We start from the raw sequence: 17,238 nt of genomic DNA, 5'->3' as shown, positions 1-17,238 counted from the left end.
TGAGAGCAGATTTTTTCTGACTTTTTTGTTAAAATAAAATTGCTATTAATGAAAATACAAGGAGAAAATTATGATTCTAGTAACAGGTGCAAATGGTCAACTCGGAACTGAACTTCGTCACCTTCTTGACGAACGCAACGAAGAGTATGTAGCAGTAGACGTAGCAGAGATGGACATCACAAATGCTGAGAAGGTAGACGAAGTGTTCGCAGAAGTCAAACCAAGCTTGGTCTATCACTGTGCAGCTTACACAGCTGTTGATGCGGCTGAAGACGAAGGAAAAGAACTTGACTATGCTATCAATGTGACAGGTACTGAAAATGTTGCAAAAGCGGCAGCTAAGTATGGTGCAACCTTGGTTTACATTTCAACTGACTATGTTTTTGATGGTGAAAAACCAGTTGGTCAAGAATGGGAAGTAGATGACCAGCCAGACCCTAAAACTGAGTACGGTCGTACGAAACGTATGGGTGAAGAATTAGTTGAGAAATACGCTGATAAATTCTACATTATCCGCACAGCTTGGGTATTTGGTAATTACGGTAAGAACTTTGTCTTTACTATGCAAAACCTTGCCAAAACTCACAAAACATTGACAGTTGTTAATGACCAGCACGGTCGTCCAACTTGGACGCGTACTTTGGCAGAATTTATGACTTACTTGGCAGAAAACCAAAAAGAATTTGGTTACTACCACTTGTCAAATGATGCTGCTGAAGATACAACTTGGTATGACTTTGCAGTTGAAATTCTTAAGGATACAGACGTTGAAGTCAAACCAGTTGATTCAAGTCAATTTCCTGCTAAGGCTAAACGTCCACTCAACTCAACAATGAGTTTAACCAAGGCAAAAGCAACAGGTTTTGTCATTCCAACATGGCAAGATGCTTTGAAAGAATTTTACAAACAGGAAGTTAAAAAATAAATTGACTAATCAGGGGAGGTGCGTTGCCTTCCCTTTTTTAATCGCAAATAAATGTAAAATATGCTATAATTAATAAGATTGTTTAGTTAAACTGAAGGAGTATGCAGTGAAGCATGTATTCATTATTGGAAGTCGCGGGCTTCCTGCAAAATATGGAGGTTTTGAGACATTTGTAGCCGAATTGGTTGCTAATCAGAATTCTTCGGAAATCACTTACCACGTTGCTTGTTTGAGTGATGCGGAGCATCAGACTCACTTTGATTATCAAGGGGTGGATTGTTTTACTATCAAGGCTCCTAAATTAGGACCAGCGCGTGTAATTGCTTATGACATGATGGCAATCGATTATAGTTTGAAAGTGATTAAAGAACAGCAGATTGAGTCTTCCATTTTTTACATTTTGGGAAATACGATTGGAGCTTTCATTAGTCACTATGCTAATAAAATCCATAAAGTTGGCGGTCAACTCTATGTCAATCCTGACGGTCTAGAGTGGAAACGTAGCAAATGGGCTAAGCCAGTTCAAGCTTATTTGAAATATGCAGAGAAGTGTATGGCTAATAGGGCTGACTTGATTATTTCAGATAATGTTGCTATTGAAGACTACATCAAGACATCTTATCCAGCTGCAAAAACCACTTTTATCGCTTATGGCACTGATGTAAAACCAAGTAGCCTTTCTCACGATTCAGAGCAGGTTAGGTCAACCTTTGAAAAATGGGGTATTAAAGAAAATCACTATTATTTAATTGTTGGTCGTTTTGTGCCTGAAAATAACTATGAGACGGCTATCCGTGAATTTATGGCATCAGATAGTCAGAGAAATTTGGTGATTATCTGTAATCATGACGGCAATGCTTACCTTGAACAACTGAAAGCTAAGACACATTTTGACCGTGATAAGCGCGTGAAATTCGTTGGAACGGTTTATGATAAGGAATTTTTAGCCTATATTCGTGAGAATGCTTTTGCTTATATCCATGGTCATGAAGTTGGTGGAACTAACCCAGGTCTCCTAGAGGCGCTAGCTCATACCAATTTGAATCTGATTTTAGATGTTGATTTTAATAAATCAGTTGCTGGACCGAGTGGCTTTTATTGGAATAAACAGTCTGGAAATCTGACCAAATTGATCAATGATGCTGACAAAGGCATCGACTATTCTAATTATGGCAATCGTGCTAAAAATATTATTCGAGATCGTTATACTTGGGACAAAATTGTAGGAGAATACGAGGACTTATTTTTACATGAAAGTTAATATTCTAATGTCAACCTACAACGGTGAGACTTACCTTGCTGAACAAATTGAGTCAATCCAAAATCAGACTTACACCGACTGGCAGTTACTGATTAGGGACGATGGGTCGTCAGACCAAACGCGCCAGCTCATTGCCCAGTATGCTGAAAAAGATGAACGGATAAGGTTCATCAATCCTAATCAAAATGATAATTATGGTGTTATCAAGTCCTTTTATACCTTGGTCAAATATGAAAAGGCTGATTATTATTTTTTTAGCGACCAGGACGATGTTTGGTTGCCAGATAAAGTGGAAACTCAATTAAAAGAAGCTGAGAACTATCCCAAAAATGAATTGCTAATGGTTTATATGGACCTCAAAGTAGTGAACCAGCAGTTAGAGACCATCTCAGACAGTATGATTCGCAGCCAATCTGGTCACGCTAACACGGCGTTTGTTCAGGAGTTGACGGAGAACACGGTAACCGGTGGTGTGGCTATGATTAACTACGCTTTGGCAGAAAAATGGCAGAGCCTAGACAATATCATCATGCACGATTGGTACTTAGCTCTATTGGCAACGGCTTATGGGCGCCTAGTTTATATTGACAAACCAGGGGAACTTTATCGCCAGCATGATAATAACGTTCTAGGTGCCAGAACCTGGGGTAAGCGAATAAAAAAATGGCTTCGCCCCCACTTTTTGTTTAAACTATACTGGGATTTGATTAAGGCGACTCAAAAGCAAGCGCAGGCTCTTATCACAGATGATTTGAGTCCATCTGACCGCGAGCTAGCAGAAGCCTTTATCAGCATCATGTCAAAATCCCCTATCCAACGTTATCGAACCTTAAAAAAATACAACTTACGGAAAAATAAAGCCTTCCATACCTTTGTATTTTCAATGTTGATTATCACTAAATTTGGTTATAGGAGAAAATAAATGAACATTTTTAGTAAAGAAAATCGCATTTTGCTAAGAGAAATGGTCAAAACAGATTTTAAATTGCGCTATCAAGGAAGCTTGATTGGGCATCTTTGGTCTATTTTGAAGCCTCTTATGCTCTTTACCATCATGTACCTTGTCTTTGTGCGATTCTTGAAATTTGATGACGGGACACCTCACTATGCGGTAGGACTTTTGCTTGGGATGGTCACTTGGAATTTCTTTGCTGAAGCAACCAACATGGGAATGCTGTCCATTGTTAGCCGTGGCGACCTTTTGCGAAAGCTTAATTTTTCTAAAGAAATAATCGTCTTTTCATCGGTTATTGGAGCGGCTATTAACTATGTTATCAATTTACTTGTAGTCTTTATTTTTGCTTTGATTAACGGGATTCATCCTTCTTTAGGAATTTTAGTCATTTTTCCGATTTTTATTGAATTGACCCTTTTGTCAATGGGGATTGCTCTGATACTATCAACTTTGTTTGTAAGATACCGAGATATCGGACCTATTTGGGAGGTCATCATGCAGGCAGGCATGTATGCGACCCCAATCATCTACTCCCTAACCTATATTTTACAACGTGGGCATGTGACAATTGCTAAGCTGATGATGTTGAATCCCCTAGCGCAGATTGTACAGGACTTGCGTCACTTTATTGTTTATTCAGGAAGTACACGCGGTTGGGACTTGATTGGTCAGCCACTGATTGCCTTGACTCCTTACCTTTTACCAGTCATCATTTTCATTGTTGGCTATGTTATCTTTAAGAAAAATGCTAAACGATTTGCGGAGATTCTATAAATGTCAGAAAAAGAAATTGCAGTAAAAGTTGAACATGTCAGCAAGTATTTTAAGTTGCCAACAGAAGCGACACAGAGTTTGAGAACAACCTTGGTTAATCGCTTTAGAGGAATTAAGGGGTACAAAGAACAACATGTCCTTAAAGATATCAATTTTGAAGTAGAAAAAGGAGACTTTTTTGGTATCGTTGGGCGAAATGGTTCTGGGAAATCAACTCTGTTAAAAATTATTTCTCAAATTTATGTTCCTGAAAAAGGTATAGTGACTGTGAATGGTAAAATGGTCTCCTTCATTGAACTTGGTGTCGGCTTTAATCCTGAACTGACTGGTCGTGAAAATGTTTATTTGAACGGCGCTATGCTTGGTTTTACAACCGAAGAAATTGATGCTATGTATGACGATATCGTTGAATTTGCAGAACTTGGTGATTTTATGAACCAAAAACTGAAAAATTATTCTAGCGGTATGCAGGTTCGTTTGGCTTTTTCCGTTGCTATCAAAGCAGAGGGAGATGTCCTGATTTTGGATGAGGTCCTTGCCGTAGGTGATGAAGCCTTCCAACGTAAGTGTAATGATTATTTCCTTGAACGTAAAAAATCGGGGAAAACAACAATTCTTGTTACCCATGATATGGGAGCCGTTAAAAAATATTGTAATCGTGCAGTTCTTATCGAAGATGGATTGGTTAAGGCTTACGGAGAACCCTACGATGTAGCCAATCAATACAGTTATGACAATACTGAGCAACAGTATGAGGAAACGGTTGAAGAAGGTCGACAATTATCGGCTGATGAGCAAACAGATAACATAAAAATTAAGCTGCTTTCAGCTAATCGTATCACCCCGCAAGATAAAATTGAATTTGAAGTTTCTTATGATGTCCTAGATGATATAGAAACTTATGTTGCCTTATCTTTTACCGATATTGATAGAAATATTTGGATTTATAATGATAATTCAATGGAATATCTGACTCAAGGAAAAGGTCACAAGATAGTCAAATACTCTTGTCATATTCCTAATGTTAATGATTTGAAGTTGAAACTTGAAGTGACTGTTCGTGATAAAGAAGGTCAAATGATTGGCTTTGTTGGTGCTAATCAGTCCCCAATTATCTTATTGAATCGAGATGACATTGATTATAAAAATGAATCGGAAGTTGATTCTGCTACGGGATTAATTCAACGAAATGGAAGTTGGTCATTTAAAGCCTAAGTTATTTTGTAATAGATTTGAGGAAATATATGGTTAAAATATCAATTATCTGTACGAATTACAATAAAAAGCCGTGGATTGCTGAGGCAATTCAAAGTTTCTTGAACCAAAAATGTCAATTTGACTATGAAATTATCCTTGTAGATGATGCCTCAACTGACGGTTCGGATTTAATTATCAGAGACTATGCTGAAAAATATCCCGACCGTATAAAAGCTTTTTTCAATAAAACTAATAAAGGAATTACCGCAACTTGGATTTCTGTCTGTAAAGAGGTTAGTGGAGATTATATTGCCAGATGTGATGGTGATGATTACTGGACTGATTCGGAAAAACTGCAAAAACAGATTAATTTATTAGAAAGTAATCAAGAGTCAAAGTGGTCTTGTACAGATTTTGATATTATTTCAGAAAGTGGTCAATTACTTCATACCAAAGCAATTAAAAATGGTATCATTAGAAAAATGTCAAGTTTTGAGGAAGAATTAGCCTACAAAGGCATGACCATGTCGTCTTCTTGGCTAGTTGAAACCCAACTAATGAAAGAAGTGAATGATTTGATTGCTCCAGATGCTGTGGACGACACATTTAATTTGCAGTTGGAATTGTTTAATAAAACTAAGTTGAGTTTTTTAGAAGATTCTACAGTTGTTTATCGTCTACATGATGGTTCGGACTCTCATCCTCTATCTGTCGAGAAAGCCAAACAGCGTTTTGAACGTTTAAAGGAAACTCAGTTAGAGTATTTGCAGAAAAATGCTTCGGCTGACACCGCTCTAATTAGTAGCTATTTGATTTCGGAAGTCTCTGAGCAAGAAAAGATTATTTATGAGCAAAGAAATCAAATTAATAAAAATAGTCAATTAATTCAAGATTTAGAGACAAATAAATCACAACTTGAGAAAAATATTGAGCAATTACGCCAAGAAATGGACGAATTGGAGCATAAACGCGACTTTTGGTTGAATGAATACAATATGGTTGTCAATTCAAGACGCTGGAAGATTCCTACGAAGGTTATCAATTTCTTTAGGAGAAAATAATGTCTAGAGCTCTTGTTTATGTGCATTTTAACCCTTATCAGCAATTATCTGAGCATGTACTTTATCAACTAAAAAAGATTCGTCCTATTTTTTCGAAAGTTATTTTTATTTCAAATAGCCCCTTATCTCAAGCTGATCAAGAAAAAATCAAACCGGGGGGACTAGCAGATCAGGTTATCCTGAGAGACAATGTAGGCTATGATTTTGCAGCATGGCGCCAGGGAGTAGAACTATTGATAGCTGAAGAGTGGCGTCAGATAGAATCATTGACTTTAATGAATGATACTTGCTTTGGACCACTGTGGGATCTAGAGCCTCTTTATCAAAAATTTGAATCTAAAAAAACAGTTGATTTTTGGGGGATGACGAGACATCCTGAGTGTCACATCAAGGGAGGATCGTTCGTTGCTGAACATTTACAATCCTATTTTATGGTTTTTACGAGGTCAGTATTTGTCAGTCAAGCCTTTGGAGAGTTTTGGAGCAGTGTTGGGCAACTAGAAAATGTCCAACAAGTGATTGATAGCTATGAGGCGACTTTGACTCAAAAATTAGTAGATTCAGATTTTCATTTTGAGGCAGTAAGCGATACTCTAGAAGAAAATGAAATGAACTTGGAACCAAATCTTTCAATGTGTCATCCTGACCTCCTACTTAAATATAAGATTCCTTTTATCAAAGTTAAGGCTTTTAATTTCAATCCATTACTATCTCCTTATCTTCTTGATGAAATTTCAAAAAGTTCAACTTATCCTAAGTCAATAATGATTGCTCATTTGACCCTTATCTCGCCACCTGCACCAATTTATTTATTACCTTATAGGATTATAAAAAATGATGGTTCGCATGTAGATGATCAAAAAGTCGCCTTGCACGTTCATGTAACAGATCTAGAAAAATTTCAGCTGATTTTCCCCCATCTTCAGCAATATGCTAAATTTTGCGATTACTTTCTAACCTATTCATCCTCTTTTTTAGAGAAAAAAGCAAGTCAGTTTTCTCTGCCTGTCTGTTCTTCAATGACTATTGAGCAAGCCAATGACTTAGAGGCATTAAAGGAAATTAGAGACCTAGTGGGTGCTTATGAGGTCGTTGGTCACATTACAACCGATAGGCTTTTTAATAAAGAAATTGTGGATTATCAACTGAGTGAAAAACTTTATCAATCTTTTTTTGATAATCTCCCTGACGTTTTAGCTGAATTTTCAAAGAATGGAAAGCTTGGTATTGTCATACCAGATGAGTTGTCTCTCTTTACTTATGATGAAACGGCTTATTTTTCTAAAAGTCTTGCCTTATCTTCAGAAAAATTGTGGAAGAAACTGGGACTGCAAAAGCAAATTGATTTCTTGAACAGACAGCCATGGCTAGAGGCGGAGTATTCCACTTTTTGGATTAGGAAAGAAGTCTTGGAGTTTATTTTGGAAAATGTCCCAACCGGAGACCCTAAACTATTACGCCACTTGATTGTGAGCTTAGTGTGGGCGCAACATTATGATTATTCGATTTTGCCATTAGGTCAAAATAGTCTTAATTTGATTCATGAATTCGCCTTCTTTCATGCTAATATTCAAAATGAGTTTAGATTACCCAATGAATTTTGGAGACACACTAGCTTGAGTCAGGTTCTTCAATTCGAAAAAAAAGCAATTAGTTTAGCAATTGATTATATCGTAAGGCGCAGTCATCTAACAAAAAAATATAAAAGGAAAAAGTAATGTCAAGGAAGCAACACACCATGGTCATTTGTGCCTATGGTATCAGTACTTATTTAGAAGAATGTATTCAAGCTGTGAAAAATCAGACAGTCTTTTCAGAAATCTATATTTATACTTCAACACCAAATGACCATATAAAAGGACTGGCTGAAAAATACCATCTTCCACTTTATCTTGGTCAACGAAAATCAATTGGTGCTGATTGGAATCAGGCTCTATCTCACTGTGAAACTGATTTTGCGACAATTGTGCATCAAGATGATTTGTATGATAAAAACTTTACAGAAAAAGTTCTTGAGAGTTTTGTAGCAAATCCCGAGTCAACCATTGTTTATACTGATTATAAGGAATTGAAAGTCAAAGAAGATAAAACTGAATTAATTTTAAGTAATCAAAATTTGAAAATCAAGCGTCTCATGCTAAAGACATTGTCACTTGCTTCAGGCAATAAATGGTGGCGCAATCGTGTATTATCCTTAGGGAATCCAATTTGTTGTCCAGCAGTTACTTATAATATGAAGGCCTTAAAGAGTTTCAAATTTAACGAGGAGATGAAGACGAGTTTGGATTGGTTTGCTTGGTATACCATTTCATCAGATTATCACGGAAAGTTTTCTTATGTTGATCAACCCTTAATGTTACATCGTATTCATGAGGAATCTGAAACTTCTGCAACCATTTCTGATAATACACGGACAAAAGAAGATTTGTATATGTATCAACTCTTGTGGCCAAAGCCAATTGCTCAATTATTGATTAAATTTTATCAAAAAAGTCAGAATTCAAATAACTAGGAGATTAGGAATTTGCTAAAAAAGTTAATTATTATTCCAGCCTATAACGAAAGTAGTAATATCAAGAATACCATTGAGGCAATTAAAAAAGATGCCCCAGATTTTGACTATGTCATTATCAATGATTGTTCAACTGATAACACATTAGAAATCTGTCAACAAAATCATTTTAATGTTGTTTCTCTACCTATCAATCTTGGAATTGGAGGAGCCGTACAGACTGGCTATCTATATGCTAAGCAAAATGGGTATGATCTTGCTGTTCAAGTTGATGGCGATGGTCAGCACAACCCTTCCTTTTTGGCTAAGATGGTCGAAGAATTAGAGGCTAGCAAAGTGAACATGGTCATTGGTTCTCGCTTCTTAGAAAATGAAGGCTTCCAGTCGTCTTTTACAAGGAGGCTAGGAATTAAGTATTTTATGTGGTTAATTAAACTACTGACTAAGAAAAAGGTAACCGATGCTACATCAGGTCTTCGCATGATTGACCGAAGCCTAATTGAATTGTTTGCTGATAATTATCCTGATGATTACCCAGAACCAGAGACTATTGTTTCCGTTTTGAATAAAGGATATAGCATCAAGGAAATACCAGTCATTATGAATGAGCGCCAAGGTGGGGTATCGTCTATTTCAGCAACCAAATCTGTTTACTATATGGTGAAGGTGACGCTGGCGATTTTATTTGTAAAATTGAAAGGAAAATAGTATGACAAAAACAGCTAGTTTGTTCATTTCAGCAGTTATTGTTCTTTTTGTAATTTATACTGTACATTTAATTAAAAAGGATAAGTTGTCTATCAAATACTCTTTGTCTTGGTACGTTCTTTGCTTGATTCTACTTATCTTAGTTTGGTTCCCAAAACTTCTAACAGATTTATCTCACCTTTTTGGTATTTATTCACCAATGAATTTTGTATTCTTTGTTGGCTTTTGCCTAAGTTTATGGATAATGTTTATACTGACCAATATTATTTCAGTTCAATCTCATAAGATTAAGAGATTAGCGCAACAATTTGCCCTTAGTGAAAAGAATAATGAAAAATAAAGTTATCAATACTCAAGTGACTCAAAGTAAGGTTTTTCTGTGGAATATTCTGGGGAGTCTCGCTTCTGCGGCTATCTCTACCCTACTGCTCTTGTCTGTGACTAGGACACTCAATAACTATGATTCAGATGTTTTTAGTATTGCCTATGCTGTTGGAAATTTATTGATTACGGTAGCGACTTTTCAAGTCAGAGATTTCCAAGCAACAGATGTTAAAGAAAAATATTCTTTTAATAACTATTTTTCAACACGGCTACTAACTAATATTGTCATGATTCTCGTTGCTATCGTTTATATTTTTCTTCATCGGTATGACTTTTACAAGGCCTTGTCTGTCTTCTTAATTTGTCTTTATCGAGTCAGTGATGCTTTGTCAGATGTCTTTCAGGGCTTGTTTCAGCAGCACGAAAGACTTGATGTTGCTGGAAAGTCATTGTTTTATAGAAATATTCTTATTTTCCTTGTTTTTACCCTAGCTTTGATTTTCACAAAAAATCTGTCTGTGTCTATCATTGTAATGGTATTGTCCTCCTTCCTTTTCATTTTCTGCTTTGATTTTCCACTTAGTAGATATTTTGAAAAAATAAATCTTTTTGAATTATCTTTTCAGCAGATCAAAGGGATTTTAATTGAGAGTAGTCCTCTGTTTATCAATGCATTTCTTTTGGTTTCTATCTATAACCAGCCAAAATATGCTTTAGACAAAATGTTTGAGCAAGGTATTGTGGCAATTGGTGTGCAAAAAGATTTTAATATTCTCTTTATGCCAGTGTTTGCGATGAATTTGACGATGATTTTCTTTAGACCCATGATGACGCAAATGGCTATTTTTTTGGACCGAAAAGAATTTGAGCAGTTTGTTACTTATCGAAAAAAACTATTAAGATTATTGGTTTTATGTTCAGTAGCTATTTTAGTTTCACTTTCTGTTATTGGTATTCCAATTTTAAATATCATTTATTCAGTTGACTTAGGTAAATATTGTTTGAGCTTTATTATCCTTCTAGTAGGAGGAATCTCTAGCACATTTGCAACAGTTTGTGATAATATATTGACTGTTTTGAGAAAACAAAAATTGTTAGTCATTTCTTTTGCAAGTGGCTTTATCATGTCTTACTTGACAGCAGATATTCTGGTGAGGAACTATGGTATTCTTGGAGCATCATACTCATTTACTTTGTCAATGATCACTTGGTTATTTGTTTCTTTAATCATTTATAATATTTTTAAGGATTCGTATAAGGAGAAAAAATGAAAATAGAAAAGTTGTTCTTATTATTAGCTCTTCCATGTGTAGCTCTGTTTATGTTTTTGGTTCCTGTAACGCAGGTTCCTGATGAGACAACACATGCGATATTGGCTTGGGATATTACACATGAAGCAGCAAAAGAGGATTCACTTCAGTGGCTTGCTAAATACCAAATGGAAGTTATCTCTAATGACTCTGTTGAGGCTCCAGCTGTTCTTAATAAGAAAAAATTAAATAAGTTTTTTACTGAAAAACAAGATTTTTCAGCAGCACCATTTAGATTAAAAAAGTCAATTAAAGCCCTAGCTCACCTTCCACAGCTCATTGGAATGCTTATTGGTAGAGCAATTTATCCATCGTTTGGTATTATCTTATTGATGGGACGAGTTGTTAATGCTTTGGTTTACATTATTGGAATGTACTTTGTCATTAAGTTCGCTAAATATGGTAAGTTGGCGTTAATGTTTGTTTCATTATTACCAATGATGTTGCAACAAGCTGCATCACTTTCGTATGATGTTTTAAATTATGTCTCAATTGCTTGTTTTTTTGTTTTCTTCGTAAATCTGATTAAAGAAAGAAAATTCACAAACAAGTCATTTGTTCAGCTGATTTTATTAACTATATTCCTTTATTCTACAAAGACAAACAACCTGCTCTTATTACCATTTTTAGTTATGGGTGATTTTGAATTTGAAGGATTTCTTAAATTTATTAATCCATTTTATAAATTCTTCCAAAAATATAGATGGTATTTTGTTGCGGTTGTATTGTGCTTAGGATTATTTAGCTTCTTCTTTTTCTTAAAGGGATGGGGTGGAACGCGACATTTCATCTGGGTAATGTTCAATACATTCTTTTTGCATCAAGAAAATGTTAACTTGAATAGTATATTAACTATTGGTATTTTTGGTGAATTTGGTTGGTTAACAACTCAATTACCATTATGGTTAATATTTATTGATATTGTAGTTTTAATCTTAATTTTTTCAAGTGAACATCTTCCTGTTACTAAAACAGAAGGAATTTCATCAGCATTGATTTTCCCAATTCAAGTGCTTGTTATTACTATTGGAATGTACTTTGCTTGGACATTAAGGTCAAATCCTGATAATGTTGCAGCAAATAGAATTGCTTACGGTGAACAAGGTCGCTACTTTACACCATTTTTGATTTACTTAGCACCTTTATTTAGTATTTGTCGCTCAAAATTCAATTTGAAAGTGGACCAAAAACTAATTACCAATTTATCTGTATTTATGATTTTGGCAAATGTTGCTGCTTCATTTGCTGTACTTTGGGCATATTATTGGGTATAAGGAGTAAAAGTGAATGATTAGTGTTATTGTTCCTGTTTATAATGCTCAAGAACGTTTATCAGCTTGTCTAGATTCGTTATTGAATCAGACTTTATCAAATGATTTATATGAAATTATACTTCTAAATGATGGTTCAAAAGACCAATCAGCCGATATTTGTCGAGAATATGCTAAAAAGTATAGCAATATCGTTTTTATTGACAAAGAAAATGAAGGCGTATCTAAAACGCGTAATTTTGGCATTAGAATGGCTAAAGGTGATTATATTGTTTTCGTTGATAATGATGATCAGATTGAGCCTGACTATCTAGCGACACATTATCATGCTATAAAAGATTCGGACTTTGATTTAGTCATTTCAGGCTATAAACGTATGAAATATAATGGCGAGGTCATTCATCAAGAACTTCTCAAAGATACAGAGTGGTCAAAGTATATTATTATGGCTCCGTGGGCTAGGATTTATCGGAAGAGTTTTTTGATTGACAATCACATTACTTTTTTTGACTATGGTATTGGCGAGGATGTTGTCTTTAATTTGAAAGTCTTGTCAAAAACAGATAAAATCAAGATTATTTTCTACTCAGGTTATCAGTGGATGTACAACGAGGAAAGTGTCTCAAATACTTCTCAAAGAGGATTGAAGGAAACAGTTGATATCCGTGTTCTGTTAGAAGAAATTTTGAAATGGAACAAACACCCCAATCAGTATTTGACTTATTTTATAGAACGCTATTATATTTGGTATCTGCTATTTTCGGGACGTTCTTCAGACAAGGCAACTTTTATTAATTATTATTGTCAAGTTAAAGAGTTTCTAAAGGCAAATGCTTTAGTAAGTGATATTTCTCCTATGTCTCCTAAAATCAGTGGTGAAAGCTTGTTTAATAGAATGATTGTTTTATTATTCCAACTTACCGAGAGGCTCCACTTGATGAAAGTATTCGCATATTTATATTGTAAAGGCTAAGTAGATAGGTACAGTATGTCAAAATTTTCAATAATTATCCCAGCATATAATGTCTCTGATTATTTGGATGAGTGTTTAACAAGTGTTGTCAATCAAAATTTTTCAGATTTTGAGGTTATTGTTGTAGATGATGGTTCAACAGATAATACAGGAGCTATTGCTGATAGATTCAGCGAGGGCTATAAGCAGGTTAAGGTCATTCATCAAGTTAATCAAGGTCTTTCAGCTACACGCAATTTAGGTATAAAAGCTTCAGAAGGTGACTATTTAATTTTCCTAGATGGTGATGATTTTTGGTCAGATGATCATTTCTTGAGTGACCTTAATTTTGTGATAATGCGTGAAGAAGTTGATGTTGTCATTTTTCCTTATACATTTTATTATGATGGGACAACCACCAAAGAGAAGCTATTGAACACGTCAAACTTATCTTTTGATTTAGAGACTAATTGTAATGAGCTAGTCACTAAAGAATTGATTGTGGCTCCAGCTTGGAATAAATGTGTTAATAGAAAGCTTTTTGAGTCAACAGATATGTATTTCCCTCAGGGATTTATTTCGGAGGACTGTCTGTGGTGTGGCAATCTGCTGAAGTCAATGACTAGTTATGCAATACTAGATAATCCACAATACATGTACCGTCAAAATAGGCAAGGAAGCTTGACTAATCAGATTAAAAAGAAAAATATAGTCGATATTTTAAAGAGTATTGAAATTGGCTTATCTGATGCTGAGATTAAGAAATTAGGAAAAGAGGAGGCTTTGGAAATTTATTACGCCATCTCTTTCATCTCGATTTTACCTTTTGTGTCTAAATATAAACGTGATAGTGATGTGGAACCTCTTTTAGCACGGTATAAGTACCTCCTCAAACACTCTGCTAAACTTGAAAATAGATTTTTTAAATACACCGGCCTTTTTTCAAGAGTGTTTGGAGTCAATCTGTCTAGCGCTATATTTGAACGATTACTAGGAATTTACAAAAAAATAAAATAAGGAAAATCAATACATTGAATTTGCAAATTGACAAGGCTAAAGAAAGTATTTCAACTGCCTATCATTGGATAATTAATCATAGGAAGGAAGTGCTTTCTTATATCCTTGTATTTGGTCTGATGTTTTGTCAGTCGGCCTATCAAATCGTAAGCAAAAAAGGGGGAGAAAGTTGGGAAATCTTACCAACCCTCTTTTACTTATTTTTGATAGTCTACATTTTTCAGATTTTCAAAAACATTAGTGGGATAAGTACTCTCTATATTAGCCTCATATATCTGGCATCTTTAATTGGTACATACTTTTTGAGGATGACACTTAACCTCAATAATGTGAAGTTTGAGTGGACACATTTTAAGCATTTCTTTGATGATTGGCAGATGTTAATACCAACAGTAATAATTTTAATCGGTAGCTTCTTGCTAAACTATTTCTCTAAATCATCAAAAAAGGCTTCTATCATTGCTCTGTCAAATCAGCGGAAAAAGTTGGTTTACAGTCAGTATTTGGTCCTTTTGGCCATGACGAGTTCTCTATATAGAAATCGTTTCTTGACTAATAATCTCATTTCAATTGATAAAGTTGATAATTATCATTTTCTAACGTTCCTCTTTTGGTATAGTTTAGGATTTTATTTGTTTTTTAGCTTTCTCTTTTATTTCTCTGCTAAGGCTATTGTCGACTTAGCCAGTAATAAAACCAGTCTCTCTCAGCCAGTTTTCTTCAGTTTTTTATTAGGCTTCATCTTTAATTATTTCTTACAAGCTGGTATCACTGAGCAAGGAAAAGAGTACGGTTATTATATCGTTTCAGGCGCAACTATTTTTCAAATTTTAGTTTTATCAAGTCTATTTTTCTTTACTTACTTGTTAATTAATCGTTTCTTGGTAGCGACTGCACTTAATATTATTCTTGCTAGCTTACTTTGTTATGTTAATGCAACCAAGTATTCATTGAGAAATGAACCATTGATGGCAGCTGACCTTACTTGGCTGGGAGATATTGGCTTTTTCAAAGATTATGTTGCTGAAAATGCTGTTCTCTTATCAGTGATAGCTTTGATTTGGCTGATTATTATCCTATACTATCTAAAAGACCGTATTCTTTCTGGGAAGATTGTCCAAAGTCTAAAAAGAAGAATAGCTCTTATGTTTATACCAATACTAATGTTGGGAGGAATAACAGGAATTTTTTCTAACTCAGAAAATGGAATGATTCCAGAGCATATTCCAATTTTGACTTCGGTTTACAATTTCAATTTAATAAATTGGCTAGGGATAAATGCAAGTGCAAGATTTAAGTCTTTGAGTTTTGTATGGTTAAAACAATTGACGCTGACTGATATGGATAAGCCAAAAGATTACAGTCAAAAGGCAATTGCTAATCTTTATAAAAAATATAAACTAGAGGCAGAGCAGATTAACAAATCACGTTCAAATAATTTATCTGACCAAACGGTTATTTATCTCTTAAGTGAAAGTTTGTCCAACCCTAATCACATACAAGGAATTACTCTTTCAGAAAATGTTTTGCCGAAAATTGATCAGATTAAGTCAGAGACGACAAGTGGAATGATGAAATCGGATGGTTATGGCGGCGGAACAGCCAATATGGAATTTCAAACTTTGACTGGCTTACCGATGTACAACTTCGATGAAATGATTTCATTATTATATACAGAAATCATTCCAGATATGACCTACATTCCCTCTATTAGTGATGCTTTTAGTCCAGCTAATCGTATCGTTATTCATCTATCTGATGCATCACATTATTCTCGAAAATCGGTATATCAACGTTTAGGTTTTAAACATTTTATTGCTTCCTCGGGGTCAGATGAACGTCCAGAAGGTGCAGAGATACTAGGCTCATATTACAGCGATGCCTCAACTTATCGTAATATCTTATCCAATATTAAAACAAATCAAAGCCAATTTTTTTCAGTAATGACGATGCAAAATCATAGCCCTTGGGCTCATACAGATCTAAGTAATGTTACTGGAACAGGTAATGGATTTACTGCTGGTCAAAATGAGAATCTGACAAATTATGCACGCATGTTGACTTATACAGATAGTAGCACTGCAGAATTTCTTTCAGAATTATCTAAGATTGATAAGCCTATTACAGTTGTTTTTTATGGCGACCACTTACCGGGCTTTTATCCTAGTTCTATCTTTGCAAATCAGCCAGAAAATCAATATTTGACAGATTACTTTATTTGGAGCAACTTTAAGACTGAGAAACAGAATTATCCACTGGTTAATTCAAGTGATTTTTCTGCGGAACTCTTGGCGCATACTAATTCAAAAGTATCGCCTTATTATGCCCTATTGACAGAAGTTCTGAATAAGGCGAGCGTTGATAAAAAGAAACTTACCAAGTCTGAAAAGAAAGTTGCAAATGATTTGAAACTCATTCAATATGACCTTACCGAAGGTAAGAATTATATTAGCAACTATAAGGACTTCTTTGACCTTCCCAAATAAAAACCTAATGGTAAAAATGAACCGCACTCCAAAAGTTAGGGCTCATTGTCAACTGTAGTGGGTGATTTATCACTAACATCTAGAGAGAATCAGATTGGTTCTCTCTATTTTGATGTTCAAAGCGATGAGAATTTTTGTTTTAAAGTTCTTGAAGTTTCGAAAGCCGAAAGCTTGACGCTTAATGTCCTTGATGAGTTTGTTAGTGGCTTCTAGCTTGGCGTTAGAATAAGGGAGCTCCAGGGCGTTTGCGATGTAGGATTTGTATTTCTTGAAGGTCTTAAAGACAGCGGTAAATATAGGATTGACAAAGGGAAGGTTGTCGTCAATCAGTGCCATAAAATGGTCGGTATTTTTCTCTTGAAAATGGAATAATAAGAGTTGATACAGCTCATAGTAATAGCGGAGTTCGTCCGATAAATCTAGAATTTTCTTAACAATCTCCTTAGGAGTCAAGGTTTGCCTAAAAGTCCGTGAATAAAAGCGTT

16 protein-coding genes are annotated in these 17,238 nt (G+C 35.0%); 15 read left to right on the top strand and 1 reads right to left on the bottom strand.

The genetic code is table 11. The features are described from left to right. Positions 1-70 precede the first annotated feature (70 nt). The 15 genes from rfbD (at position 71) to IYQ92_RS08105 (ending at position 16,753) form a co-directional block, all read left to right on the top strand. Positions 71-925, top strand: coding sequence for a dTDP-4-dehydrorhamnose reductase (rfbD, locus tag IYQ92_RS08175; protein WP_195676200.1), 855 nt, complete (start codon positions 71-73; stop codon positions 923-925). A gap of 106 nt (positions 926-1,031) precedes the next feature. Next, complete coding sequence (cps2T, locus tag IYQ92_RS08170) at positions 1,032-2,186, top strand: beta 1-4 rhamnosyltransferase Cps2T (protein ID WP_195676199.1); 1,155 nt, start codon at positions 1,032-1,034, stop codon at positions 2,184-2,186. Further along, positions 2,176-3,108 (top strand): glycosyltransferase family 2 protein, encoded by a 933-nt coding sequence (locus tag IYQ92_RS08165; RefSeq protein WP_195676198.1) that lies wholly within the window; start codon positions 2,176-2,178, stop codon positions 3,106-3,108. The genes cps2T and IYQ92_RS08165 overlap by 11 nt, the downstream gene beginning before the upstream one ends. Next, positions 3,109-3,915, top strand: a complete 807-nt coding sequence (locus IYQ92_RS08160; RefSeq protein WP_195676197.1) for an ABC transporter permease — start codon at positions 3,109-3,111, stop codon at positions 3,913-3,915. Further along, a complete protein-coding gene (locus tag IYQ92_RS08155; RefSeq protein ID WP_195676196.1) occupies positions 3,916-5,130 on the top strand; it encodes an ABC transporter ATP-binding protein in 1,215 nt (404 codons plus the stop codon). A 29-nt stretch (positions 5,131-5,159) separates the two neighbouring features. Further along, on the top strand, positions 5,160-6,173 hold the full coding sequence (locus tag IYQ92_RS08150; protein WP_195676195.1) for a glycosyltransferase: 1,014 nt from the start codon (positions 5,160-5,162) through the stop codon (positions 6,171-6,173). Next, positions 6,173-7,891 carry a rhamnan synthesis F family protein gene (locus tag IYQ92_RS08145; RefSeq protein WP_195676194.1) on the top strand — a complete coding sequence of 573 codons (1,719 nt, stop codon included), beginning with the start codon at positions 6,173-6,175 and terminating at the stop codon, positions 7,889-7,891. Before IYQ92_RS08150 ends, IYQ92_RS08145 begins: the two co-directional genes overlap by 1 nt. Then, the gene (locus tag IYQ92_RS08140) at positions 7,891-8,685 is read left to right on the top strand and encodes a glycosyltransferase (RefSeq protein ID WP_195676193.1); all 795 of its coding nucleotides are present in this window, start codon (positions 7,891-7,893) and stop codon (positions 8,683-8,685) included. Before IYQ92_RS08145 ends, IYQ92_RS08140 begins: the two co-directional genes overlap by 1 nt. 12 nt (positions 8,686-8,697) lie before the next feature. Further along, positions 8,698-9,393, top strand: coding sequence for a glycosyltransferase family 2 protein (locus IYQ92_RS08135; protein ID WP_195676192.1), 696 nt, complete (start codon positions 8,698-8,700; stop codon positions 9,391-9,393). A gap of 1 nt (position 9,394) precedes the next feature. Continuing rightward, a complete protein-coding gene (locus IYQ92_RS08130; RefSeq protein WP_195676191.1) occupies positions 9,395-9,733 on the top strand; it encodes a DUF2304 domain-containing protein in 339 nt (112 codons plus the stop codon). After that, complete coding sequence (locus IYQ92_RS08125) at positions 9,723-10,988, top strand: lipopolysaccharide biosynthesis protein (protein WP_195676190.1); 1,266 nt, start codon at positions 9,723-9,725, stop codon at positions 10,986-10,988. Before IYQ92_RS08130 ends, IYQ92_RS08125 begins: the two co-directional genes overlap by 11 nt. Further along, complete coding sequence (locus IYQ92_RS08120; RefSeq protein WP_195676189.1) at positions 10,985-12,301, top strand: DUF2142 domain-containing protein; 1,317 nt, start codon at positions 10,985-10,987, stop codon at positions 12,299-12,301. The genes IYQ92_RS08125 and IYQ92_RS08120 overlap by 4 nt, the downstream gene beginning before the upstream one ends. A 13-nt stretch (positions 12,302-12,314) precedes the next feature. Next, positions 12,315-13,271, top strand: coding sequence for a glycosyltransferase family 2 protein (locus IYQ92_RS08115; protein ID WP_195676188.1), 957 nt, complete (start codon positions 12,315-12,317; stop codon positions 13,269-13,271). Positions 13,272-13,286: 15 nt separating this feature from the next. After that, positions 13,287-14,267 (top strand): glycosyltransferase family 2 protein, encoded by a 981-nt coding sequence (locus tag IYQ92_RS08110; protein WP_195676187.1) that lies wholly within the window; start codon positions 13,287-13,289, stop codon positions 14,265-14,267. 14 nt (positions 14,268-14,281) lie between these two features. Beyond that, complete coding sequence (locus tag IYQ92_RS08105; protein WP_229311357.1) at positions 14,282-16,753, top strand: LTA synthase family protein; 2,472 nt, start codon at positions 14,282-14,284, stop codon at positions 16,751-16,753. 72 nt (positions 16,754-16,825) lie between these two features. Here IYQ92_RS08105 and IYQ92_RS08100 read toward each other — a convergent pair. Continuing rightward, positions 16,826-17,238: transposase (locus tag IYQ92_RS08100; RefSeq protein ID WP_195676186.1), on the bottom strand; the 413-nt coding region annotated here is incomplete at its 5' end.

Source organism: Streptococcus sp. HF-1907, assembly GCF_015594605.1.
Taxonomy (GTDB): Bacteria; Bacillota; Bacilli; order Lactobacillales; family Streptococcaceae; genus Streptococcus.
This window is presented reverse-complemented; position numbering and strand designations above follow the sequence as displayed.